The following is a 23,858-nucleotide window of genomic DNA, read 5'->3' as shown; positions in this document are numbered from 1 at the left end:
AGCCTCCACCATGGCAATGCAAAGAAATGAAATCGACAACAAGGTGAAAGATATCTTTATAAAGTGAATTAACTCATACGGGGGATGCTGTTTTTGTACAAAAAACGCTAAAAATATTGTACTTTTTTATGCCTCAGGTTGAATAATTTTATCACCTTACCCCTTATCAAAACACCTTATGAAAAAATATATCTCCAGATCTCTTCACGGCACAGTTTAAATGATTTTTACACATTTTCCCTATGTTATCATACAATTATAAAAAAGTTATGATTTTATTTTTCTTATAATAAATTATATCCTTAACTCTTTTTTTAATCATTTTTAAATTGTTTTTTTACTCTCTCAAGTATCCTATTAACAATATAGATTTCCTCTTCAATATATATATATGAAAATAACGCGGAATTGCTCCGCGTTAACAAAATTATCAAGGTGTATGGATTATTCTATGACCCGACCATACTCATGATTTTATAGCATAGACAACGGTTGTATTAACAGGGCGCGTTTCTGCCTCACCCGTATGGGAAAGAGTTACCTTGTGTGTATGTGCACCAGCAGAAGCTGTTCTCCCTTTCAGGGTCGTATTATAAGTATAATGATTCGGGAGTCTTCCAATATCACCAACGGGCCAGCCTACCCCTTGATACTCAAAATTGTGTGCATGCTCGCCTGCGTTTTCAATGCTTCCAATATGCGTATGCGATTTTATGCTATCTTGTTGTTCATCTGCAAACTTTCTACCACCATCTAAACCCCGACCATTATCAAAGCCGCGTAAAAACATGCCTCTAAAATCAGGAACTTTAAAAGTTTTATTGCTGTCTTTTCCCCATTTATCACCTATTGCATTGAATAACAGCGGATAATCTTCACGCTTATAGGCCTTACCATCACATAAAAGCCAACCATTTGGCACATTTTGCATAGCAAATGTTGCAATGAATCCAGCGGGAAAACTTTCTATCTTTGGTGGTGTAGGATTTAATAAATACCAACCCTCATGCTCTTTTATTAAAACACCATTATTGTATACCATTTCATAAATGCCATCTGTTTGAAATTCTCCACCTTCTAATGGTATAACCCCCACATCAGTGGCTTTATAGATAAGCTTTTCTCCTATATTATTAACAGTTATGGTTGTCGCGCCAATATTTACACCACAAGCTTTAAAACGTATGACGATATCATTGTTGTATTTCTTTATAGGCGAAACTGTCTTTAAGGTAATTAATGTTGTTTTATCATCCACATTTACTATAAAACTTGAATTAATAGATCCACCATTATCTGCAAGATACTCGCGCACGCGCTGCATCATCGCCCGTGCACTATCATTAACAGAACTAGGCGGCTGACCTTCTGCCCAATTAATGATACTATCTGAATAAGCATTTTCATCAGCCTTTAGAGACCAATCGTAAATATTAGACATTTTAAATCCCCCAATTATTTTCATAGTTTTTCTAACAATTTCTCGTTCTGTGCACTAAAATGTGCTGCCGCTGTTGATGGGTACATCATAACCACTGCACCATCCGTATTTACGCATTTTATCTCTCTTCACTCCTTCCAATTTTATAACCTAAATTCACCAGACGCTTTTCATAACATTAGTATTAATGCTTTCTCTTCTAATGTATAATGTAACCACCTCATCTGATGTTACTTAATATCTTGTTTTGTTGCTTTGTTCTTATTATATAATTATTTTTAAAATCTTGCATCTTGTTGCAAAATTTATAAATACTATTCAAAATTTTTCTTATTATGGATTTCATATAACCATTATTGAATATAATAACTTATCATCCACATAAAAATTTCTGACTTAAACTTTATCTTTTTTTATTTTTTTCAATAGTTTAAATCTATCTCGTCGATATTTTATACCATATATTTTAAACAAAGAAATTCTATCTTTTGACTATCATTTGTATTAAAACTTTAAAAATTAGCTTCAGATTTTTTGCATGCTTCATTATGTTTTTATTCACACGCAGATACTTTGTTCTATTTTATTCAATTTCTTCCTGAAATTGTGTCACAAGATTAGCACCAATGTTTTTTGAATAAGCTTTTGTTCAATCTAAATGTATCATAGAGAATATATTCACTATGGACATTTGCTCCACACTTTCATTGAACTGGAAATGAAATACTTTGAAATATCAAATATCACATACCTTCACAAAACTTGAAGGTTGTATCCGACCCAGAAAAAATTAAAAAGCCCAACCTCGGCCCTCCCCCAATTTTTATGAACAATATCCCTGTTTTTTAAACGCCCCATAACCAACTTTCCCCCTCCCACACTTAGCACATCTCCCTCTATATATTATTATATGTATATTTTTTTTGCAAGAACAATAAATCATTCTAAACAACATCTTGCAATTATTGGTGTTCTTCTTAATTCATGGCAACATTATTAAAGATTAGGTATTGTTTCACGCTTTTGTTTATCGCATTCTTAATGGGAACATCCCCCTCATGAAGAATAGAATGCTCCAAACAAAATATAATGATATTGCATATTACGCACTTTTTTAAGAAATATTGCTCAAAATATACTCCTTTTATTTTACGACAGCGCACGTCAATAATAAAATAGTAAGCCATTATAGATCATCAGCGTTAAGCTTTTGAAGATACAAGCAGGAACCCATCATACATTTTGTTGGCCCTTACGTTTTGACAGCCTCACATCTTAGAATGTTCATTCTATGACATTTGGCTTCCTTTCTTCAAGTGTTTTGCCCCATACGCTCCCACTTATGACATGCAAGGAAGTGTTTTTATATGAAAAGATATATGATGAGAGAATCTTATGGTATTCTGAGTTATTATTTTAATATGAAAAAAATCTCAATCTGAGCCATAAACTATCTAATTTTTCCCTAATAATCCGTTTTTAACTTTATTCTGGTTTATAAAAGCCTCAATATCATAGTTTATCACTTCATAATATCTATTTTCACTCTTAAAAACACACCAAAATCGTTTAAAATATATTTTTATGATTGACAATATAGATATTTAAGCCAACCATATTCGTATTAACAAAAATACTTCAAGTGGGAGGAGGTATAAAAATATTAGAATAGATATTGTATTAGTTTTTCAAAATAACTTTTCTTGAGCTATATTGGATTTTCTTTGCTACAAAGCAATATTATTCCTATTCACCCGAATGCTCGTGATTGATAATTTGAATACATCCCCACTAACATCGCAACCTATTTTTGAACTCTGTGTCTATAAGGAAAAAGTTTGTGCAGAAAAATACTCCATCAATCAGTTGTAGCCCCTTTCCCGCTTCACGCAAAATTTATCAACAGAGCCTTCTCTTTTCTGATGTGCGCGTACCATTGCGTGAAATTTCACTGACTGATGGCAGTGGTGAAAAACCTTTAAACGTCTACGATACTTCTGGCCCCTACACAGATAAAGATATGATCATTGATATTACAAAAGGCTTGCCAGCAATTAGCTTGCCTTGGCTCTCTAAGCGGGATGATACTGAAACTTATCCTGCACGATTAGTTAAACCTGAAGATAATGGATTGACTTCTGATAAAAACCTTACACCAGCCTTTAAACAAAAACGTCCTATTTTACGAGCAAAAAATGGCAAAGCAATTACACAAATGGCTTACGCACGCGCAGGCATTATTACCGAAGAAATGGAATATGTGGCTATACGAGAAAATGAAGGATTAGCAGTAAAAGAACGGCAGAATGTACCATCAAATGAAACATTTTCTGGATCAATACCAGAAATTTATACTGCCGAATTTGTTCGCAATGAAATTGCTTGTGGACGCGCCATTATTCCACAAAACATTAATCATCCAGAGTGCGAACCCATGATTATTGGGCGTAATTTCCGTGTTAAAATTAATGCCAATATTGGCAATTCAGCAGTAACGTCATCTATGGAAGAAGAAGTTGATAAAATGGTTTGGGCCATTCGCTGGGGAGCAGATACAGTTATGGATCTCTCAACAGGTCGAAATATTCACAATATTCGTGAATGGATTATCCGAAATTCTCCTGTGCCCATCGGAACAGTCCCTCTTTATCAAGCACTCGAAAAAGTACAGGGTATTGCCGAAAACTTAACATGGGATATTTTCCGTGATACCCTTATTGAGCAAGCAGAGCAAGGTGTTGATTATTTTACCATTCATGCAGGATTAAGATTACCATTTATTCCTATGACCATTGATCGTGTAACAGGTATTGTTTCACGAGGCGGTTCTATTATGGCAAAATGGTGTCTCCATCATCACAAAGAAAGCTTTCTCTATGAACATTTTGATGAAATTTGTGATATTGCAAAAACATATGATATCTCTCTTTCATTAGGAGATGGGTTACGCCCTGGCTCTATTGCCGATGCCAATGATGAGGCCCAATTTGCAGAGCTTAAAACCTTGGGAGAATTGACAAAAATTGCTTGGAAAAAGGATGTACAGGTTATGATTGAAGGACCAGGACATGTCCCAATGCACAAAATTAAAGAAAATATGGAGCAACAATTAGATCTTTGTCATGAGGCGCCTTTTTATACTTTGGGACCTCTTACAACGGACATTGCTCCTGGTTATGACCATATTACATCAGCAATTGGTGCCGCTATGATTGGATGGTTTGGAACTGCTATGTTGTGTTATGTAACACCTAAAGAACACCTAGGACTCCCCGATAGGAATGATGTAAAAACTGGTGTGATCACTTATAAAATTGCTGCTCATGCCGCTGACCTTGCTAAAGGTTTGCCTAGAGCACAATTGCGCGATAATGCTCTTTCGCGTGCACGATTTGATTTTAGATGGCACGATCAATTTAACCTTTCTCTTGATCCAGAAACAGCCTGTGCCTTTCATGATGAGACAATGCCTAAAGAAGCCCATAAATTGGTGCATTTTTGTTCCATGTGTGGACCAAAATTCTGTTCTATGCGTATTTCCCATGATATTCGTGAGGCAGCTGCAATAAGAAAAACAAAAGGGGAAGGTATGATCGCCATGGCCGAAAAATATCAGAAAAATGGCGACCTTTATATGGAAATTGTTCCTCCTCAAAAAAAGAAAGTAAATAGTTGAAGAACATTCTTATCAAAGGTGCAGGTGTAGGCGGCTTAACAGCTGCCTTTATGTTACAGCAAAAAGGTGCTTCTGTTACTGTATCGGCCCCCCCTCATTCACCTATAGGAAGTGCTAGTTGGTATGCAGGAGGAATGCTTGCACCTTACTGTGAAAGGGAAAGTGCAGAACAAATTGTTGAAGATCTTGGTGTACAAGCTATACAATGGTGGCGTAAAACGCTCCCCAACCTTGTCATACAAAAAGGCACTTTAGTGGTTGCACCTACACGAGATAGAGGAGAGCTTGAACGATTTTCTGTGCGTACGCATAATCACAAAACCGTAGATAATACAGAAATAGCTCATCTTGAACCAGATCTTGCTGAACGTTTTAACTGTGCGCTCTTTTATGAAAATGAAGCCCATATTGACCCTCGCAAAGCACTTATGGCTTTAAAAGAAAAGCTTCTCAACAATGGAGCCTGTTTTGTTGATGTAGAGAAGGCTGAAAAAAATTTTGATATTATTATTGATGCGACAGGAATAGCACGTTTAGGAAAAGATAAAAATATACGGGGCGTACGCGGTGAAATGCTTCTCGTGCGCTGCACCGATATTAAAATTTCGCGTCCAATTCGTCTTCTTCACCCACGGTTTCCTCTCTACATTGTACCTCGACAAGATAATATTTTTATGATTGGTGCAACGATGATTGAAAGTGACTTTGATGGTGCAATCTCTGTAAGATCAATGATGGAACTGCTCAACGCGGCTTATACTTTACATCCTGCTTTTGCTGAAGCAGAAATTATTGAATCTGGCGTTGGTGTTCGTCCATGTTATCCTAATAACTTCCCTTCTGTGCATAAAGATGGTAACTTTATTTCTATTAATGGATTTTATAGACATGGTTTTCTGTTGTCTCCAGAAATGGCAAAACGAGCAATGAAATTGGCATTGGAATAAAGCATGCAAATATTTGTTAATGGTGAAACAGTCCAAACAGAAGTTATGACTCTCGGTCTCTTGCTTGAAGAATTGGGGTATGAAGGAAATTGGCTTGCAACTGCTGTTAACGCTGAAGTTGTTCCCATAGATGCGCGAAGCCAATTTGTCTTGCATGAAGGAGATAAAATTGAAATTCTAAGCCCAATGCAAGGAGGCTAAAATTATGCTGAATCTTTATGGACGACAATTCTCTTCCCGTCTTCTATTAGGTACAGCGCAATATCCTTCACCAGCAATCCTTCGTGATGCTATTCATAAATCGAATACGGAAATTGTAACTGTTTCCTTGCGCCGTGAAACTGCAGGAGGAAAACAAAGTGGACAATTTTGGCAATTTCTTCAAGAACTTGGGGTAACAGTGCTTCCTAATACTGCTGGTTGTTATACTGTTAAAGAGGCCGTAACCACAGCCCAATTAGCAAGAGATCTTTTTAAAACGGCTTGGATTAAACTCGAAATTATCGGTAATTCAGATACCTTACAGCCAAATATTTTTTCCTTAATCGAAGCTGCTCAAATTTTAAACAATGAAGGTTTCAAAATTTTTGCCTATACAACGGATGATCTCATTGTTGCTGAAAAACTTTTCGACATTGGTTGCCGTGTTATTATGCCTTGGTGTGCTCCTATTGGTTCTGCCAAAGGACCTCATAATACTGATGGATTGCGTTCTATCCGTGCTTACCTTCCTGATGCTACTCTTGTTATTGATGCCGGCATTGGGCGCCCATCACATGCCGCCATTGCGATGGAACTGGGTTATGATGCGGTCCTTCTTAATACCGCAGTTGCTAAAGCAGCTGATCCTGTTTTGATGGCTGAAGCATTTTCTAAAGCTGTTCAAGCAGGACGTATGGGATATAAAGCTGGCATGATCGAAGCACGCAATGTAGCAGTCCCTTCAACACCAATCATTGGAAAAGCAGTATTTTCATGAAACTGGATCCTTTTTACCTCATCGTTGATAACGCTGATTGGATTGAACGTTTGCTTCCTCTTGGCATCAAGCTCGTACAATTGCGTATGAAACATGAAAATCAACAAATAATCCGTCAACATATTAAGCGTGCAAAAAACATATGCAATAAATTGGGAGCACAATTAATTATTAATGATCATTGGGAAATAGCAATTGATGAAAAGTGTAATTTTATTCATCTGGGACAAGAAGACCTAAGCAATGCTGATCTTCACGCAATTCGTAAAAGTGGTATAAAAATTGGTCTTAGTACACATGATGAACATGAATTGGATATCGCACTCTCTGCTAATCCTGAGTATATTGCACTTGGTCCTATTTATCCGACAATCTTAAAAAAAATGAAATGGATGCCGCAAGGACTAGAAAAAATCAAACAATGGAGAAAGCGGATTGGTGCTTTACCTTTGGTGGGTATTGGTGGTTTAACACCAGAACGCGCAGTTGGTGTTTTAAAAGCAGGAGCAAATAGTGCTGCTGTTGTGACTGATATTATCCTCCATAAAAAACCTGAAGAGCGTGTACAACAGTGGATAAAAGTGACACAAACATGGCGTTGATACCTTCTATTCTTATTGTTGCGGGCACTGATCCAACAGGAGGTGCTGGTATTGTTCGTGATATAGAAACCTCTGCACATTTTCAAATAAAAGCAAATTTAGCAATTACTTGTGTTAACGTACAAGATGATAATCGCGTTGTCGAAATCACTCCAATGTGTGGAGACCTCGTCGCTGCACAAATGCGTGCTGCCCTAGAAGCAAATCCAATAAGCGCAATAAAAATCGGTATGACGGGGACAAAAGAAATTATAGCAGCAATCTGTAACGTACTCAAAGACTATCCCCATGTTCCTGTTATTTTGGACCCTGTACTTGTCGCTTCATCAGGAGGAAAACTAACAACGGAAACAATCATCGACACTATGATCGATAAACTGCTTCCTCATGTTGATCTTTTAACACCGAATAGAGAAGAACTCGCTCTTCTTAGCCACAGTCCATTGGCATCTCATGATACGCAAGCAATACAACAAGCAAAAAAACTTTTGTCATTGGGAGCTCGCTCTATTTTAGTAAAAGGGGGACATGCAGAGGGGCCTCTTGCAATTGATAGCTTCATTGACAAAACTGAAGTCATAAATATCTCTACTCCACGTTTAAAAGGAACAATGCGAGGAACAGGTTGCATTCTCTCAAGCACTATTGCAGCGCATTTAGCATTAAATGAACCTCTCATTTCAGCTGTAAAAAAAGCAAAAGAATATATCCACACATTGCTTTTAACCCATTGTGAAAACTGTTTGTAACGTCTTATTATTTTTTCACATAAAAGTAATATTTATATATTTCAATTAATATATTTAATATTTTTAATAAAAGTTATTAAAAAAATATAATAATTATAATAATAAAAAATTTATACTTGATTATTATAAATAAAATACTACAAAATTCACTTTTATTAAGTATTAAATATATAATATAATGATAACAAATATTATAACACCACTTGCATTTAGTAAAAAAATCTTTTATTATGAATGAGTTTATTCTGTTTAAAAAGTTGAAATAGCGCAATTTAAACAAATTGTACATTTAAAGATGTATATAATCGCGAACACTCGCATTTTACGATTTGCCTTTTTTGTGAAAAGAGAGAATCCTATCAGCGTTCTTATACATTAATGGCTAGCGAATACATTTAATAAAACTTGAAGGATAATTTTGTTTGATCTATAATCGCTAGATCATTAGAAAAAGTAAAATGTTAAATCAAACGCCGTGCTCAATTTCCTATGAAGAACTCTTAAACTTTTATAAAGAAAGTGGTGCGGATGCCGTTCTGACGGATTTCCCTATTGATCGTTTTAAGCAGTCTGCTTGTTCAGAGAAAAAATTAATATCTGTCGTGAACATTTCTCATAATCAACAAGCATCTGCCAAAACATCTCCAACCGTAAAATTAGATCATCATCAGCTGCATAACTCTAGGACTATACAAAATGAATCCACAGCTATAGAGAGTGCAAAAAGTGCCAAGACACTTGATGAATTAAAATCTGCTCTCCTTGCATTTAATGGCTGTTCATTAAAATTGACAGCAAAAAATACCTGTTTTTCAGATGGAACAGCAGGAAGCCCCCTGATGCTTATAGGCGAAGCACCAGGACGAGACGAGGATATACAAGGAATTCCTTTTGTGGGAAAAGCTGGGATGTTGCTTAATAAAATCCTCGCATCAATTGGCTTAACAAGAAATAATGTTTACATTGCCAACACTATTCCTTGGCGTCCGCCAGGAAATCGTACACCAACACCAAGAGAAGTTGCCTTGTGCCGCCCTTTTATTGAACGGCACATTTATTTAGCGCGTCCTCGTGTTCTTATAGCACTGGGAGGTGTTGCTGCACAGTTTCTTACTGGATCTCAAAATGGGATTATCCGAACAAGAGGGAAATGGCATATCTATGAAAGCGAGGATAATATAAAAATACCTGTTATGCCAACTTTCCACCCAGCCTACCTTCTTAGAACCCCTAGTCAAAAGAAGCTTACATGGATAGACTTCTTAGAAGTAAAAAATCGCCTCGACAGCCTTTTGTAATTCTTTAATCCTATCTTGCTTCTAAAATTAACACACCCTTCTTTAACTCTTAAAATACAAATGGGAAAAAACTATGAAACAGCCAATAACATCTATTTATCGTTTGGAAGACTACCAACCAACCCCTTACGTTATCCCTAAAACACAACTTTCTTTCCAATTGGCACCGACAAAAACCTATGTTACAGCCATATTGTCTATTGAATCCCGTCACGATACAAAAGAATTAACACCTCTTATTCTTTCTGGTGATGATCTTACTTTAATTTCCGTTTCTATTAATGATGAGATATTAGCTCCAAACACTTATAAAGTGACGCCTTCACGTTTAGAAATTACAACGCCACCAACGGCTCCTTTTACATTGAAATTGGTTACAGAACTGAATCCTGAAAGCAACCGCCAACTTATGGGGCTTTACCTTTCAAATGGTGTTTATTGCTCACAATGCGAATCGGAAGGTTTTCGTCGTATTACTTATTTTTACGACCGCCCAGATGTTCTTTCTACCTATAGAGTGAAAATTGAAGCAGATACCCAAACAATCCCAATCTTGCTTTCAAATGGTAATCTGGTGGAAACAGGAACTTTAGAAAATAATCGCCATTTTGCCATTTGGGAAGATCCTTATCCCAAACCATCTTATCTCTTTGCTTTAGTAGGTGGAGATCTTGATAAGTTAGAAGACCATTTTACAACTGTATCTGGACGACGTATCGAGCTTGGTATCTATGTAGAAAAAGGAAAAACCGAACGCGCAACCTATGCAATGGATGCTCTTAAACGTTCCATGCGTTGGGATGAACAATGTTTTGGGCGCGAATATGATCTTGATGTTTTCAATATTGTTGCTGTTTCCGACTTTAATATGGGAGCAATGGAAAACAAAGGCCTTAACGTTTTTAATGATAAATATGTTCTTGTCGATCCTGAAACAGCAACCGATCAGGATTATAGAAATGTTGAACGTGTCATTGCACATGAATATTTCCATAATTGGAGCGGTAATCGTGTTACCTGTCGCGATTGGTTTCAACTCTGTTTAAAAGAAGGATTCACTGTTTATCGTGATCAGGAATTTTCATCAGATCAAAATGTACGCAGCCTACAGCGAATTGAAAATGTAAAAGCATTAAAAGCAACGCAATTTGCAGAAGATGCAGGACCTCTTGCGCATCCTGTGCGTCCTCGTCAATATAGCCAAATTAATAATTTTTACACAACAACTGTTTATGAAAAAGGTGCTGAAGTTGTTCGCATGATACGGACTATTTTAGGTCCTACTCTTTTTCGTAAAGGCACTGATCTTTATTTTCAACGTCATGATGGACAAGCTTGTACAATTGAAGATTTTATTACCTGTTTTGCTGAAGTGTCTGGTCAAGACTTCTCCCAATTCATGCTATGGTATGAACAGGCAGGAACACCCAATGTAGAAATCGATAGTCATTATAGCGATGGTGTTTTAACAATTCATGCAAAGCAACATATTCCCGTTACCCCACAACAAAAAACAAAAAAGCCCATGTTTATCCCTATCGCTTTTGGACTCCTAGGACCTAATGGAGAAAACCTCACCTATGAAGCAGATACAGATATTCAATCAGATGTTATGCTTTTATCCAAGGAAAGCCAAACCTTTACATTAAAGGGACTGCGTGAAAAACCCGTTTTATCACTGCTGCGAGACTTTTCAGCACCAATCATTCTACACACTCCATTCAATGAAAGAGAACTTATTTTTCTTGCACAACATGATGACAATCACATCAATCGCTGGCAATCTCTTAATCATTTAATGACGCAAGCTTTGATTCAAAGCATTCAAGATAAAACACAAGAAAAAGCAACATTCCCTTCTGCTTTGCTAAAGCTGATTGAAACGATCATAATAGATGAAACCTTAGAGCCTGAATTTCGTGCCTTCTGTTTAAATTTACCTAGTGAAGTTGAGCTTGCTCATACAATCGGTAAAAATATTGACCCAGATCGTATTCATTGTGTCCGCAATCAGTTTTTAGTTTCACTTGCACAAACCCATCAAGAGCTCTTAACAAAATTCTATGAACAAATGCAAACCCAAGAGCCCTATTCACCAAACACTGCACAAGCTGGAAAGCGAGCATTAAAGAATATCATACTGGATTATCTTTCCATTGCTGAAGCCAATCCAAATCGTGCTGCTATACAATATGCAACAGCTGATAATATGACTGACCGTATGGCGAGTATCGCTGTTCTCGTGAAGCGTTTTAATGAAAGTGCGCAGGCACAAAATGCCTTAAATGATTTTGAAAACCGTTATCAGCATGACCCTTTGGTCATGGATAAATGGTTTTCTATTCAAGCAATGGTTGCTGGCACATCAACACTTGAGAATGTTCAAAAGCTCATGCAACATCCGCTTTTTTCACAAGATAATCCTAATCGTGTACGTTCCCTAATCGGTGTTTTTGCCTCTAACAATCTCACTGGCTTTAATAGGATGGATGGAGCGTCTTATCATTTTCTTTGCCAAGTCATTTTGGAAATTGACAAAAAAAATCCACAGCTTGCTTCACGATTATTAACAATGATGCGCTCTTGGCGACAATTAGAACCTATTCGACAACAAAAACTTGAAACTGAATTAAAAATGATTGCTGTTGCGCCAAAATTATCAAGCGATGTTGCTGATATCATTAATCGTCTGCTCACTTAAAACAAAAAATTATTTTAAATCAATATGCTATAATATTTTTTAAAATAAATTCTATAAACTATTCGATCATCATTAAACCTATAAACAGGTAATCTAAGCCTGTTTATAGGTCACGTTTAAAGTGCTTTTTTCTTTTCATATTCCAAAATCATAAAAGTAAAATTATTTTTTTAAAAAAAAAGACTGGACAGAAGACTCCTGTTTTGATTCATTGCACTCGATGGGGTTACTATGAATATCGAAGCAGTTTTTAAATCACATTATTCCAAAATTAAAGGAACGCGAGATGGCTAAATTGGACGCATATAATGCGCCAAGGGAGGTGTATGCTGATTCAAAATCAAGCGCTCAAAGTCGCAAGGAGCGGACAGAGCGTACCAATCTGTTTTCTGGTCCTGCCTATCAAAAACTTCTTTTTATTGAACCTTGGCTGCGACGTTCACTCCCATTTGTAATTCTTGCATTTCTTGTTACGCTAGCAGCAATCCGTTTCCTATCAATCTATGATTGGCGCAACACAATTGATAAAAACACGCATTCTACCATCACTCTCTTAGCTTCTCATATTACCAATACGATTGACCGTGACTTACTTGCCGCCGCTCGACAAGGAAAAACTGCTGCTCTTTCTCATAATCATTTACAAAATATCCTAACTAATTTTCGTAACAAAGGTCTTATAAAAACCAGCGCTGTTATTGCTATTGTCGATCAAAAAGGCAATGTCCTAGCTTCATCAAGTTCCGAGATTGTCTTAGGAAAACCCTTACAGGATTTTACCTCTGAAAGCATTGCTTTACAAGCTCTAGGAAAACATGCTGGAATCATGAAAATTACAATAGGAAAAGATATTCCTGCTCTCGCTTCCTTTCAGCAAACAGAAAATGGACAATATGGGGTATTCATCAGTGAAAAAATGCAACATATTTACATGGAATGGCGGAAAGCTCTCTCGTTAAATATAACCATGTTCATTGGAACTAGTGGCGTTATCCTTGCTCTTCTTTATGCTTATTACAACCAAATTGTACGAGCACGCAAAACAGATCTTGTTTCAGAAAAAATTCAAAACCGTATTGATATGGCAATGATGCGTGGACGCTGTGGACTATGGGATTGGAATATGGCAAGTGGACGCGTCTACTGGTCACGAGCAATGTACGAAATGCTCGGCTATGTCCCTCAAGATGCATTGCTCTCAATTTCCCAAATTAGCGCCATTATCAATCCAAATGATGCGAATTTTTTTGACCTTGCTCAGGAATTAATGAGCGGTAAAAAAAAGCATATCGATATTAACGTTCCTATGCGTCATGCTGATGGTCATTATGTATGGATGCGTATTCGTGCCGAAGTGACTGAAGAAGAAGAACCCCATTTGGTTGGTATTTCCTTCGATATTAGTGAACAGCAACAATTGGCTGAACAAACGGCGCAAGCCGACCTTCGTATCCGTGATGCGATTGAAAACATTTCAGAATCTTTCGTCTTGTGGGATGCTGAAGGACGTTTAGTCATGTCCAACAGCAAATTTTGCGAATATGCCGCTATTCCTAAACAAATTCTCCAATCAGGTATCCAACGTGCAACCGTCGAAGCCATGGCACGCCCTGCTCTCAGTGAATATCCCCTTAAAGATGATGGTACTGGTAACTTAACCAGTATTCGCCAAACGGCAGATGGTTGTTGGCTCAAAATTAACGAACGTCGAACCCAAGATGGAGGTTTAGTTTGTATTGGGACTGACATTTCTGAGCTTAAACAACAACAAGAAAAATTTGAAGACAGTGAAAGACGTCTTTTTTCTTTCATTCAAGAACTCAAACGCACACGAGGGAGTGCTCAACAACGTGCAACAGAAGTTGAAAAACTTAATAAAAGTCTGAAAGCAGAAAAAGAGCGCGCCGAAAGTGCTAACAAGGCTAAATCAGAATTTTTAGCCAATATGTCTCATGAATTGCGCACACCTCTGAATGCTATTCTCGGTTTTTCAGATATCATGTTACAATCGACTTTTGGCCCTCTTGGTTCACAACGCTATAAGGAATATATGCATGATATTTACAATTCAGGAACCCATCTTCTAACCCTTATCAATGACATCCTTGATATGTCAAAAATCGAAGCAGGAAGATTTACGCTTGATTGTAAAAATACCGATCTTGAGCCCATCATTAGTGAAGCAGTACGAACACTAACGCCTCAAGCTCAAGAAAAAAATATTGTTGTTACAACAAACATTACCCCAGAACTTCATGCTGAAGTTGATGGTCGTGCAATGAAACAGATTTTCCTAAATCTCATCTCTAATGCCGTTAAATTTACGCCTTCTGGTGGAAATATTGATGTCTGCGCTTTCAAGAAAAAAAATAATCTTATTTTTAAAATTACAGATACAGGTGTTGGTATTCCCCAATCAGCAATTAAAAAACTTGGGCAACCTTTTGAACAAGTTGAAAATCAGCTTACTAAATCTCATACGGGCTCAGGTCTTGGCTTAGCCATTTCACGCTCCTTGCTAGAACTCCACAAAGGAAAACTTGAAATTACTTCAAAAGAAATGAAAGGAACAACTGTAACGATTATAATGCCCATCACACAAAGTTAAATTTCTCCATTTTGTTCTCGTTGTAGTAAAATCTGTTTCCGTTTGTCCCCCCAACGATACCCTGAAATAAAACCATTTTTACGCACAACACGATGACAGGGAATGATAACAGCCAATTCGTTACGTGCACAGGCATGAGCAACGGCACGAAAAGCATTCGGCATACCAATACGGCATGCTAAGATCTCATATGAAATTGTTTCACCACATGGTATATCACATAATACTGCCCATACTTGTCGTTGAAAAACTGTACCATTTATATCTAAGGGAAAATTATATTTTTTTACCAGCTTAGGTGTTTCTATCATGGCTATAATATGGGCAACTTCTCTCTTAAATGTATTGTCACCTACAACTTGTTGTGCATCACCAAAGCGTATCGTAAACTCCTGTAATAATTGCTCTACAGTGTCTCCTAACGCTATATGACAAATCCCTTTTTGAGACCTAGCCACCAAAAGCTTTCCTATTGATACATCTTTCAGACAGAATACTCTCGTTTGGGAAATATTCAGCATTTTAGTCTTCTTTATATTTTAAAAAGTTTTGAACATCATCCATAAAGTAAAGGGAGAGTATTCACTATCTTTTAAAAACAAACAAAATCATTCTGAAATTATATCCTTAGCCATTGTATTAAAATATACTCTCACCCTTTTATGAAATGGAAAGATACATAGATTGACTTTCTTCCTACCCTAAAACGGAAACTTCGACCAGAGCTGATCTATCAACAATCTTGCTTTTTATATAACAGATTCCAACTGAACCCATTTGATATGGTTTATTTCATAAGCTCTCTACAGACAAATCCTACCCTGAATTCTATCATATACTCTAACAAAAAACACCTTAATGTGGTAAATTTTCATACTTTATATCACAGCTCTAAACGGCAGTATTTTACGGAACAACACGATAAGCTTCCCATTTTATTTTACGAAATCCCATCGAACCATAAATAATGGCTTATGTTTTACAAGCAACAGAAAAAGCGCGTGCTCTCTTAAGCAAAAAACGTCATAAAACACAAAGAAAGTATGCCGGCAATGAATTGGAAAGATGTTCTGGCTTTTTATGCTCCACAGTATGCTTGAATATTCTAATTTGTTGGAGCACTGTTATTATTTTTTATCAAAGGTCATACTTTTGATAGACTGACGAGATGACTCAACTCAAAAAAGAAATTTATCTTCAATTTTATGAAAAAAAGCATGGAAAAGGTATTTTAATGCTTACTTTCTTTGTCACTTAACTTATAAAATGACGGTAGCCTCAGAACTAAAATATTTTGCCCGCAACAATCGCACATAGATATTTGTCATAGGAAAAAGTCATGCCCAAACGCACAGATATAAAATCTATTCTTATCATCGGAGCAGGACCTATTATCATTGGTCAGGCATGTGAATTTGATTATTCAGGCACTCAAGCCTGTAAAGCATTAAAAGAAGAAGGTTACCGAATTATTTTGGTAAATTCTAATCCTGCCACGATTATGACAGATCCAGATCTAGCTGATGCAACTTATATAGAACCCATTACTCCTGAAATCGTTGCCAAAATTATTGCCCACGAGCGTCCCGATGCCCTTTTGCCCACTATGGGAGGACAAACAGCCCTCAATACTGCTTTATCATTAAAGCGTATGGGTATTTTAGACCGCTATCATGTTGAAATGATAGGAGCTAATGCTGATGCTATTGATAAAGCTGAAGATCGTGCTTTATTCCGCCAAGCGATGGCAAAAATCGGTTTGGAAACGCCACGCTCTATGTTAGCCAATGCAACAGAACTGAAAGAAGAAAATCGCCAACAACACGCAAAAACGTGTGCTGAACTTAAAGCAAAGCTTTCTGGTGCTGCGCTTGACAAAGCACTCGAAGAACTTGAGCGCAACTGGCGACATACCGAAGCTGATCGCAAACAACATTATATCGCCCATGCAACAGCAAAAGCAGTTCAAGCTCTTGATGTTGTTGGGCTTCCAGCTATTATTCGTCCTTCATTTACCCTTGGTGGAACTGGTGGTGGAATTGCTTATAACCGCTCTGAATTCTATGAAATTATTGAACGTGGGCTTGAAGCTTCACCAACAACAGAAGTATTAATTGAAGAAAGTGTTTTAGGGTGGAAAGAATATGAGATGGAAGTTGTTCGTGATAAAAACGACAATTGTATCATCGTTTGTTCTATTGAAAACATTGATCCAATGGGGATTCATACCGGTGATTCGATCACTGTAGCACCTGCTCTCACCTTAACCGATAAAGAATATCAATGTATGCGTAATGCTTCGATTGCTGTTTTGCGTGAAATTGGTGTTGAAACGGGCGGATCCAATGTACAGTTTGCTGTCAATCCTGAAAATGGGCGCCTCATTGTTATTGAAATGAATCCGCGTGTTTCTCGCTCTTCAGCGCTTGCCTCAAAAGCAACGGGGTTTCCCATTGCCAAAGTAGCGGCTAAACTGGCTGTTGGTTATACACTTGATGAATTAAAAAATGATATCACGGGTGGTGCAACACCAGCATCATTTGAACCTTCTATTGACTATATTGTGACAAAAATTCCTCGTTTTGCGTTCGAAAAATTTCCCGGTTCATCACCTGTCCTCACAACTGCGATGAAATCTGTAGGAGAAGTCATGGCAATTGGACGCACTTTTCAAGAATCGTTACAAAAAGCACTCCGTGGACTTGAAACAGGGCTTACGGGTCTTGATGAAATTGTGATTCCAGAGCATGCTGAAGGTGATGAAAAAAGTTCTATACGCTCAGCCATTGCCATACCAAGCCCTGATCGTCTACGCTATATTGCTCAAGCCATGCGCACAGGCTTACCCTTAAATGAGATTCACCAAATTAGCAAAATTGATCCGTGGTTTTTAGAACAAATAGCCTCCATCATTGAAATGGAGCAGCGTATCCGCATTCATGGATTACCCCAAGATGCAGATAATTTACGTATGTTAAAAGCTATGGGCTTTTCAGATGCGCGATTAGCCTCCCTTACAGGGAAAGAACCCGATTATATCGCAGCTTTACGTAAATCACTGAATGTTAAACACGTCTTCAAACGGATTGATACTTGTGCCGCTGAATTTTCTTCTCCTACAGCCTATATGTATTCAACATATGAAGTTCCCTTTGCAGGTGTAGAGCACTCGGAAGCACACGTTTCTGAACGCAAAAAAATTGCTATTTTAGGCGGTGGACCAAACCGCATTGGGCAAGGTATTGAATTTGATTACTGTTGCTGCCACGCTGCTTTTGCACTGCGTGATGCAGGATTTGAAGCGATTATGATTAACTGTAATCCTGAAACAGTTTCAACCGACTATGATACCTCTGATCGCCTTTACTTTGAATCTTTAACAACAGAAGACGTTATCGCTATTTTAGAAGCAGAACAGGAAAAAGGAGATTTGGTTGGAGTCATCGTCCAATTTGGCGGACAAACACCCTTGAAATTGGCAAGCGCTCTAGAAAAACACAACATCCCCATCCTAGGTACTTCACCTGACGCTATCGACTTAGCAGAAGATAGAGATCGCTTTCAAAAACTGTTATTTAAACTTAATTTAACACAACCTCAAAATGGTATTGCCCACTCCATTGAACAAGCACGCCTCATTGCCCACGAACTAGGCTTCCCCTTGGTTGTACGTCCCTCTTATGTTTTAGGAGGACGTGCTATGCAAATTATTCGTGATGAACGTAGCTTACAAAATTATTTACTTGAGAGTGTCCCTGAATTAATTTCAGAAGATATCAAAGTCCGTTATCCTAACGACACAACAGGACAAATCAATATATTGCTTGGTAAAAATCCGCTTCTCTTTGATACCTATTTAACAGAAGCAATTGAAGTAGACGTCGATTGTCTATGTGATGGCAAAGAAACACTAATCGTTGGTATTATGGAACACATTGAAGAAGCTGGTATCCACTCTGGTGATTCAGCATGTTCTCTACCAGTCCATACGCTCTCAAATAAAATAGTTACTGAATTAGAGCGCCAAACCAAAGCATTAGCACAAGCACTTCATGTTCGCGGCTTAATGAATGTACAATATGCTATAAAAGATGACACCATTTATGTCTTAGAAGTCAATCCCCGTGCTTCACGTACGGTCCCATTTGTTGCAAAAACGATTGGTCGCCCTATTGCTAAAATGGCTGCACGTATTATGGCAGGAGAAACGCTTCATGATGCTCTTGAAGCTTATGGTGGATTACCTTCTTTGCAAAAAAAACAACATATTGCCGTCAAGGAAGCCGTATTTCCTTTTGCTCGTTTTTCAGGTGTTGATACACTTCTTGGTCCAGAAATGCGCTCAACCGGTGAAGTTATGGGTCTTGACTATGAGTTTTCGCTTGCTTTTGCTAAAGCCCAGCTTGGAGCTGGTGTAAAACTCCCTAAAGAGGGAACTTTGTTCGTTTCTGTAAGGGATGAAGATAAAAAACGCATCTTAAATCCTGTAAAACGTTTAACTGAGCTTGGCTTTTCTGTTGTCGCCACAAGTGGAACACAAAAATTTCTTACCGAACACCACGTTGAAGCAAAAAAAATTAACAAAGTTCTAGAGGGACACCCCCATATTGAAGACGCTATTCGTAATCGCCAAATTCAATTAATTTTTAATACAACTAGCACGGCCAGTGCCATCTCAGACTCAAAATCATTACGTTATGCAGCACTCATGCAAAATGTTCCCTATTATACAACAATAGCTGGAGCCGAAGCCGTCGTAGAAGCGATCAAAGCACTCAAAAAAAGGCCCCTTGAGGTACGTTCACTACAAAGTTATTTTAGTTGAATTTTTTCTACTTAGCAAAATGTACACTGTTTTCTTATTTTTCTTTATATAAAAATTGATTAAGACTTGCTTTTTCTTCTAAAAACTTTTATAGAGGTTTCATCGAATTTTCGGTTACGTGACTTTCTTTCCTGTGCAATCTGCACTTTCGACGAAACTTCTCCCACCTAATTTCGATCTACAACCGTATTGAAGAAATGAAAGCTTCAATGCTCAATATAATTATATATTCTAAGGAGTTTCCTATGTCTACAGGAACAGTTAAGTGGTTTAATACAACAAAAGGTTTCGGATTCATTCAGCCTAGTGATGGTAGTGCAGATGTATTTGTACACATTTCTGCCGTCGAGCGTTCAGGTCTAAACAGTCTTAATGAAGGGCAAAAAATCTCTTATGATGTTCTTCAAGATCGTCGTTCAGGAAAATTTGCCGCTGGTAACCTTGCAGCTCTTTAAAGTTTAAATTCTGCAATATTTTATTTAGAAATCTTCGTCTGTAACGACGAAGATTTTTTTATTTTGTATAAAGCATTATTTTACCTTGTGAAAATAAAAGACTGCTTATCTCCTTTGCACAATTTATCAAACCTCTCTTATACTTCCTCAAAAACTTTCATAAAACCTACGAAGAAATTACCTTGTAAAAATCTCAAAAAAGAAGAATATAAAGCCCGTGTAAGAGTATTTTGGAAGTTTTTTATTGCATACAATATAATCTCTTATAGAATATCCTGAAAGCAATAACCATTTGTTGATATAATATAAGGATTTAAAATTATGGCTTTTATTGCCGACAAACTGTCTCGTATCAAACCTTCTGCAACAATTGCTGCTTCTCAAAAAGCTCGCCATTTAAAAGCATTAGGGCGCAATGTTATTGCTTTAAGTGCTGGAGAGCCAGACTTTGATACCCCAGACAACATCAAAAACGCGGCTATTGAAGCTATTCGGAGGGGAGAAACAAAATACCCTCCCATATCTGGAATTCCAGAATTGCGCCAAGCAATTTCTGCAAAGTTTAAAAGAGAAAATAACCTTCTTTACCAACCAGAACAAATTATTGTTGGTACTGGTGGAAAACAAATTCTCTTTAATGCATTCATGGCAACTTTGAATAAAGGAGATGAGGTCATCATTCCATCCCCTTATTGGGTTAGTTATCCAGAAATGGTCGCACTCAACGATGGTACGCCTGTCTTTTTAGAAACAAAAGCCGAATTTTCTTATAAACTCCAACCACAAGAGCTAGAAGCTGCCATTACCCCCAAAACCAAATGGTTCATCTTTAACTCTCCTTCAAATCCATCAGGTGCCGCTTATACATATAATGAATTGAAAAAACTCACAGATGTTTTAGTAAAATATCCTCATGTTTATATCCTTTCCGATGATATATATGAACATCTCACATATGAGGGTTTTACCTTTGTTACTCCAGCTCAAGTAGAACCAGCGCTTTATGAGCGTACACTCACAATGAATGGTGTTTCTAAAGCCTATGCGATGACGGGATGGAGAATCGGTTATGCAGGCGGACCACAAGAACTCATTAAAGCCATGGATACCATTCAAGGTCAGCAAACATCTGGCACAAGTGTTATTTCACAATGGGCTGCGGTTGAAGCACTCAACGGACCACAAGACTTTATCACTAAAAATAAAAATATTTTTCAAGCACGCCGTGATCTCGTTGTTTCCATGCTAAACCAAACTCCTGGCATTCACTGTCCAACGCCCGAAGGTGCTTTCTATGTTTATCCTTCTTGCGCAGAACTTATTGGCAAGAAAACACCTAACGGCCAATCTATTACGAATGATGAAGACTTTGCCATAGCGCTTCTAGAAACAGAGGCTGTTGCTGTCGTCCAAGGATCTGCTTTTGGACTTGGACCAACTTTTCGTATTTCCTATGCAACATCAGAAAAATTACTTGAAGAAGCTTGTTTACGTATCCAGCGCTTTTGCAACAGTTTAATTTAAGATTTGTAATATCATCTCTTATGATTGTTTTTTTGCTAAATGTCAGTATATCTGAAAAAATATCAGAAACTGTATCATGGTCTAAATCTATCGATTCAACAAAATAGAGGCTATAGATAAAGATCAAAAAAATCTAGCTATCAAATAAATGAATCGGTCTATTATCATAAGATGATGAAAATCCTATTCTACTTTCTCCATTCAATTTATAACTCTAAAAAGACTGAGCACTTTTAAACACGATTGCCCTTATAATCAACGGCCCTTACAATAAAATCTTTTCTATTTCTTGGCTTATTCTTCGTCCTAAAATAAAGAAGAAGCCACCTCCCGTCGTTGTGTAAACAATCCAGTTTCCTTTAAGTTATCTCTAATAACTACTTGATTTATTTCATAGGCTTTATGAACAAGACCTGCCTTAAATATTCACCTCACACTCTAATAAAAAGCACTTCATGTATAAGGTTTTAAATATTTTATATCACACCCCTAAAAGACAGACTTTTATGGTACAACAGAATAAATCTCTCTCAAATTCCTCATTGAACTTTAGTATTCTTAAAAAATTGTTGGAGATCCACAAGTTTTGAAATTTTTTCCTTATCAACTTCCCATATATTGCAATTTCTAGGGACTCTTTCAAAAATTTAAAAAAAAGCCGGACATACGTCCGGCAAATTTGGAAAATCCTCAGAGATAAAATCAATCTGATAGATCTTCGTAAGGGAACACTCAAGAAAACGCACTGGGAGGCAACATTATCAAGAGATAGTGTTCTATGTCATTTTATAAGAAAAAGCACAATAAAGACTTAAGCGTATCTGCTATGCAATAAACACATAGCTTTAAATTTGTCTCCATCATGTAGCACTCTTCTTAATTAAATATAAAAATGTAAGCTACACCATCACAAGATTATCCATTTTTCAATATACAATAACCCTCACGGTTGCTAGCATTCATAAAAAACATTTATCCATTTTTTTTAAATATTTACCCGCACGGACTCCCTCCACTTTTAATGTGCAACAAACAGTTTTACTTGATTCAATATAGGAAAATTTGAAACAAAAGAATATTACGGGAGCCTCAAGTTGTAAAACAGCTAACTGTTCCTTATAAATTAAGGCATTAATATTAAAAAGACCACTGGCGGGCTTTTAAAAAAATATAATCTCGGAAAGCATTTAACCTTGCCAAATTCTTTAAATTATAAGGATAACAAAAAAAAGTATCAAAAGAAGGAATATCAACCATATCAGGAAAAAGACGCACCAAATGCTCATCATTATTGACGATATAATCAGGAAGCACAGCAATCCCAAGATCACGCATAAGCGCATTCTTTATTGAGATGATATTGTTGATTTGTAGAACTGAAACGCGCAATGATCCATCACTTCTACCAGCCTTTTCCAACCAATTTAAACCAGACAAATAAGGTGGGACAGGTTCACCGAACGAAATAATACGATGCTTATCGAGATCAGATAATTTTTCCGGCTTTCCATAATTTGCAATATACTTTTCCGAAGCATAAACATGCATATGAATTGTAAAGAGTTTTCTTTGTATAAGATCAGGTTGTTTGGGTTGATGTAAGCGAACTGCACAATCCGCATGACACATTGTCAAATCAAGCTCTTCATCGGAAAGCAAAAGCTGAACCTGCATATCAGGATAAAGACTAAGAAATTCTGGCATCCGCTCAGCAATCCACCCTGCCCCCATTCCAAAGGTCGAGGTCACACGCAAGTGCCCCGTTGGTTTTGCATAGCTTTCACTTAATTGCAAACGCACACTTTCAAGCTTCATCAAAACATCATGAGCTGTACGATAAAGAGTTTCTCCCTGTTCTGTAAGAATCAAACCACGCGCATGACGTTGAAATAAGGATACCCCAACCTCTTGTTCTAAAGCCGAAACCTGTCGTGAAACGGCTGATTGAGATAAATGAAGTTTTTGAGCAGCATGCGTAAAAGACCCCGCTTCTGCTGCAGCGTGAAAAACCCTTAACTTATCCCAATCCAACGGTGGCGCCACAATTAATTCT

The 23,858-nt window shown here is 37.2% G+C and carries 15 protein-coding genes; 12 read left to right on the top strand and 3 right to left on the bottom strand.

Annotated features, from left to right (window positions below):
* Positions 1–466: 466 nt before the first annotated feature.
* Entirely contained in the window at positions 467–1,441 is a 975-nt protein-coding gene (locus tag ACFIJJ_RS01800) for a tail fiber protein (protein WP_375645759.1), read from the bottom strand.
* 1,840 nt (positions 1,442–3,281) lie between these two features.
* On the opposite strand from ACFIJJ_RS01800, the gene thiC reads away from it, so the two are divergent.
* The 9 genes from thiC (at position 3,282) to ACFIJJ_RS01755 (ending at position 15,001) form a co-directional block, all read left to right on the top strand.
* The gene (gene thiC, locus ACFIJJ_RS01795; protein WP_375631687.1) at positions 3,282–5,117 is read left to right on the top strand and encodes a phosphomethylpyrimidine synthase ThiC; all 1,836 of its coding nucleotides are present in this window, start codon (positions 3,282–3,284) and stop codon (positions 5,115–5,117) included.
* Complete coding sequence (locus ACFIJJ_RS01790) at positions 5,114–6,064, top strand: FAD-dependent oxidoreductase (RefSeq protein WP_375622230.1); 951 nt, start codon at positions 5,114–5,116, stop codon at positions 6,062–6,064. Before thiC ends, ACFIJJ_RS01790 begins: the two co-directional genes overlap by 4 nt.
* A 3-nt stretch (positions 6,065–6,067) precedes the next feature.
* Positions 6,068–6,265 (top strand): sulfur carrier protein ThiS, encoded by a 198-nt coding sequence (gene thiS, locus ACFIJJ_RS01785; protein WP_273791115.1) that lies wholly within the window; start codon positions 6,068–6,070, stop codon positions 6,263–6,265.
* A 4-nt stretch (positions 6,266–6,269) separates the two neighbouring features.
* Positions 6,270–7,043 carry a thiazole synthase gene (locus ACFIJJ_RS01780; protein WP_375622231.1) on the top strand — a complete coding sequence of 258 codons (774 nt, stop codon included), beginning with the start codon at positions 6,270–6,272 and terminating at the stop codon, positions 7,041–7,043.
* The gene (locus ACFIJJ_RS01775; RefSeq protein ID WP_375622232.1) at positions 7,040–7,645 is read left to right on the top strand and encodes a thiamine phosphate synthase; all 606 of its coding nucleotides are present in this window, start codon (positions 7,040–7,042) and stop codon (positions 7,643–7,645) included. Before ACFIJJ_RS01780 ends, ACFIJJ_RS01775 begins: the two co-directional genes overlap by 4 nt.
* Positions 7,636–8,394, top strand: a complete 759-nt coding sequence (locus ACFIJJ_RS01770; protein ID WP_375622233.1) for a hydroxymethylpyrimidine/phosphomethylpyrimidine kinase — start codon at positions 7,636–7,638, stop codon at positions 8,392–8,394. The genes ACFIJJ_RS01775 and ACFIJJ_RS01770 overlap by 10 nt, the downstream gene beginning before the upstream one ends.
* 458 nt (positions 8,395–8,852) lie before the next feature.
* Positions 8,853–9,692, top strand: a complete 840-nt coding sequence (locus ACFIJJ_RS01765) for a uracil-DNA glycosylase family protein (protein ID WP_375622234.1) — start codon at positions 8,853–8,855, stop codon at positions 9,690–9,692.
* A 73-nt stretch (positions 9,693–9,765) separates the two neighbouring features.
* The gene (pepN, locus tag ACFIJJ_RS01760; protein WP_375645758.1) at positions 9,766–12,393 is read left to right on the top strand and encodes an aminopeptidase N; all 2,628 of its coding nucleotides are present in this window, start codon (positions 9,766–9,768) and stop codon (positions 12,391–12,393) included.
* Between the two features lie 286 nt (positions 12,394–12,679).
* Positions 12,680–15,001: an ATP-binding protein gene (locus ACFIJJ_RS01755; protein WP_375645757.1), complete on the top strand. Its 2,322-nt coding sequence runs from the start codon at positions 12,680–12,682 to the stop codon at positions 14,999–15,001.
* Here ACFIJJ_RS01755 and ACFIJJ_RS01750 read toward each other — a convergent pair.
* On the bottom strand, positions 14,998–15,522 hold the full coding sequence (locus ACFIJJ_RS01750; protein WP_375645755.1) for a methylated-DNA--[protein]-cysteine S-methyltransferase: 525 nt from the start codon (positions 15,520–15,522) through the stop codon (positions 14,998–15,000). The genes ACFIJJ_RS01755 and ACFIJJ_RS01750 overlap by 4 nt on opposite strands.
* A gap of 818 nt (positions 15,523–16,340) precedes the next feature.
* On the opposite strand from ACFIJJ_RS01750, the gene carB reads away from it, so the two are divergent.
* The 3 genes from carB (at position 16,341) to ACFIJJ_RS01735 (ending at position 21,805) form a co-directional block, all read left to right on the top strand.
* On the top strand, positions 16,341–19,826 hold the full coding sequence (carB, locus tag ACFIJJ_RS01745; protein ID WP_375645754.1) for a carbamoyl-phosphate synthase large subunit: 3,486 nt from the start codon (positions 16,341–16,343) through the stop codon (positions 19,824–19,826).
* A 245-nt stretch (positions 19,827–20,071) separates the two neighbouring features.
* Positions 20,072–20,281, top strand: a complete 210-nt coding sequence (locus ACFIJJ_RS01740; protein WP_012754908.1) for a cold-shock protein — start codon at positions 20,072–20,074, stop codon at positions 20,279–20,281.
* A gap of 321 nt (positions 20,282–20,602) precedes the next feature.
* Positions 20,603–21,805 (top strand): pyridoxal phosphate-dependent aminotransferase, encoded by a 1,203-nt coding sequence (locus tag ACFIJJ_RS01735; protein ID WP_375645753.1) that lies wholly within the window; start codon positions 20,603–20,605, stop codon positions 21,803–21,805.
* 1,137 nt (positions 21,806–22,942) lie between these two features.
* Here ACFIJJ_RS01735 and ACFIJJ_RS01730 read toward each other — a convergent pair.
* Positions 22,943–23,848, bottom strand: coding sequence for a LysR family transcriptional regulator (locus tag ACFIJJ_RS01730; RefSeq protein ID WP_375622240.1), 906 nt, complete (start codon positions 23,846–23,848; stop codon positions 22,943–22,945).
* Between the last annotated feature and the right edge of the window lie 10 nt (positions 23,849–23,858).

Source organism: Bartonella sp. TT29SHDZB, assembly GCF_042193395.1.
In the GTDB taxonomy this organism is placed as follows: Bacteria; Pseudomonadota; Alphaproteobacteria; order Rhizobiales; family Rhizobiaceae; genus Bartonella.
This window is presented reverse-complemented; position numbering and strand designations above follow the sequence as displayed.

Bases quoted from the DNA above. Each gene is read 5' to 3' on its own strand.
- ACFIJJ_RS01775 (WP_375622232.1), top strand. From the start codon at position 7,040: ATGAAACTGGATCCTTTTTACCTCATCGTTGATAACGCTGATTGGATT.
- carB (WP_375645754.1), top strand. From the start codon at position 16,341: ATGCCCAAACGCACAGATATAAAATCTATTCTTATCATCGGAGCAGGA.
- ACFIJJ_RS01740 (WP_012754908.1), top strand. From the start codon at position 20,072: ATGTCTACAGGAACAGTTAAGTGGTTTAATACAACAAAAGGTTTCGGA.
- ACFIJJ_RS01770 (WP_375622233.1), top strand. From the start codon at position 7,636: ATGGCGTTGATACCTTCTATTCTTATTGTTGCGGGCACTGATCCAACA.
- ACFIJJ_RS01780 (WP_375622231.1), top strand. From the start codon at position 6,270: ATGCTGAATCTTTATGGACGACAATTCTCTTCCCGTCTTCTATTAGGT.
- ACFIJJ_RS01755 (WP_375645757.1), top strand. From the start codon at position 12,680: ATGGCTAAATTGGACGCATATAATGCGCCAAGGGAGGTGTATGCTGAT.
- ACFIJJ_RS01750 (WP_375645755.1), bottom strand. From the start codon at position 15,522: ATGCTGAATATTTCCCAAACGAGAGTATTCTGTCTGAAAGATGTATCA.
- ACFIJJ_RS01800 (WP_375645759.1), bottom strand. From the start codon at position 1,441: ATGTCTAATATTTACGATTGGTCTCTAAAGGCTGATGAAAATGCTTAT.
- ACFIJJ_RS01765 (WP_375622234.1), top strand. From the start codon at position 8,853: ATGTTAAATCAAACGCCGTGCTCAATTTCCTATGAAGAACTCTTAAAC.
- ACFIJJ_RS01735 (WP_375645753.1), top strand. From the start codon at position 20,603: ATGGCTTTTATTGCCGACAAACTGTCTCGTATCAAACCTTCTGCAACA.
- thiS (WP_273791115.1), top strand. From the start codon at position 6,068: ATGCAAATATTTGTTAATGGTGAAACAGTCCAAACAGAAGTTATGACT.
- pepN (WP_375645758.1), top strand. From the start codon at position 9,766: ATGAAACAGCCAATAACATCTATTTATCGTTTGGAAGACTACCAACCA.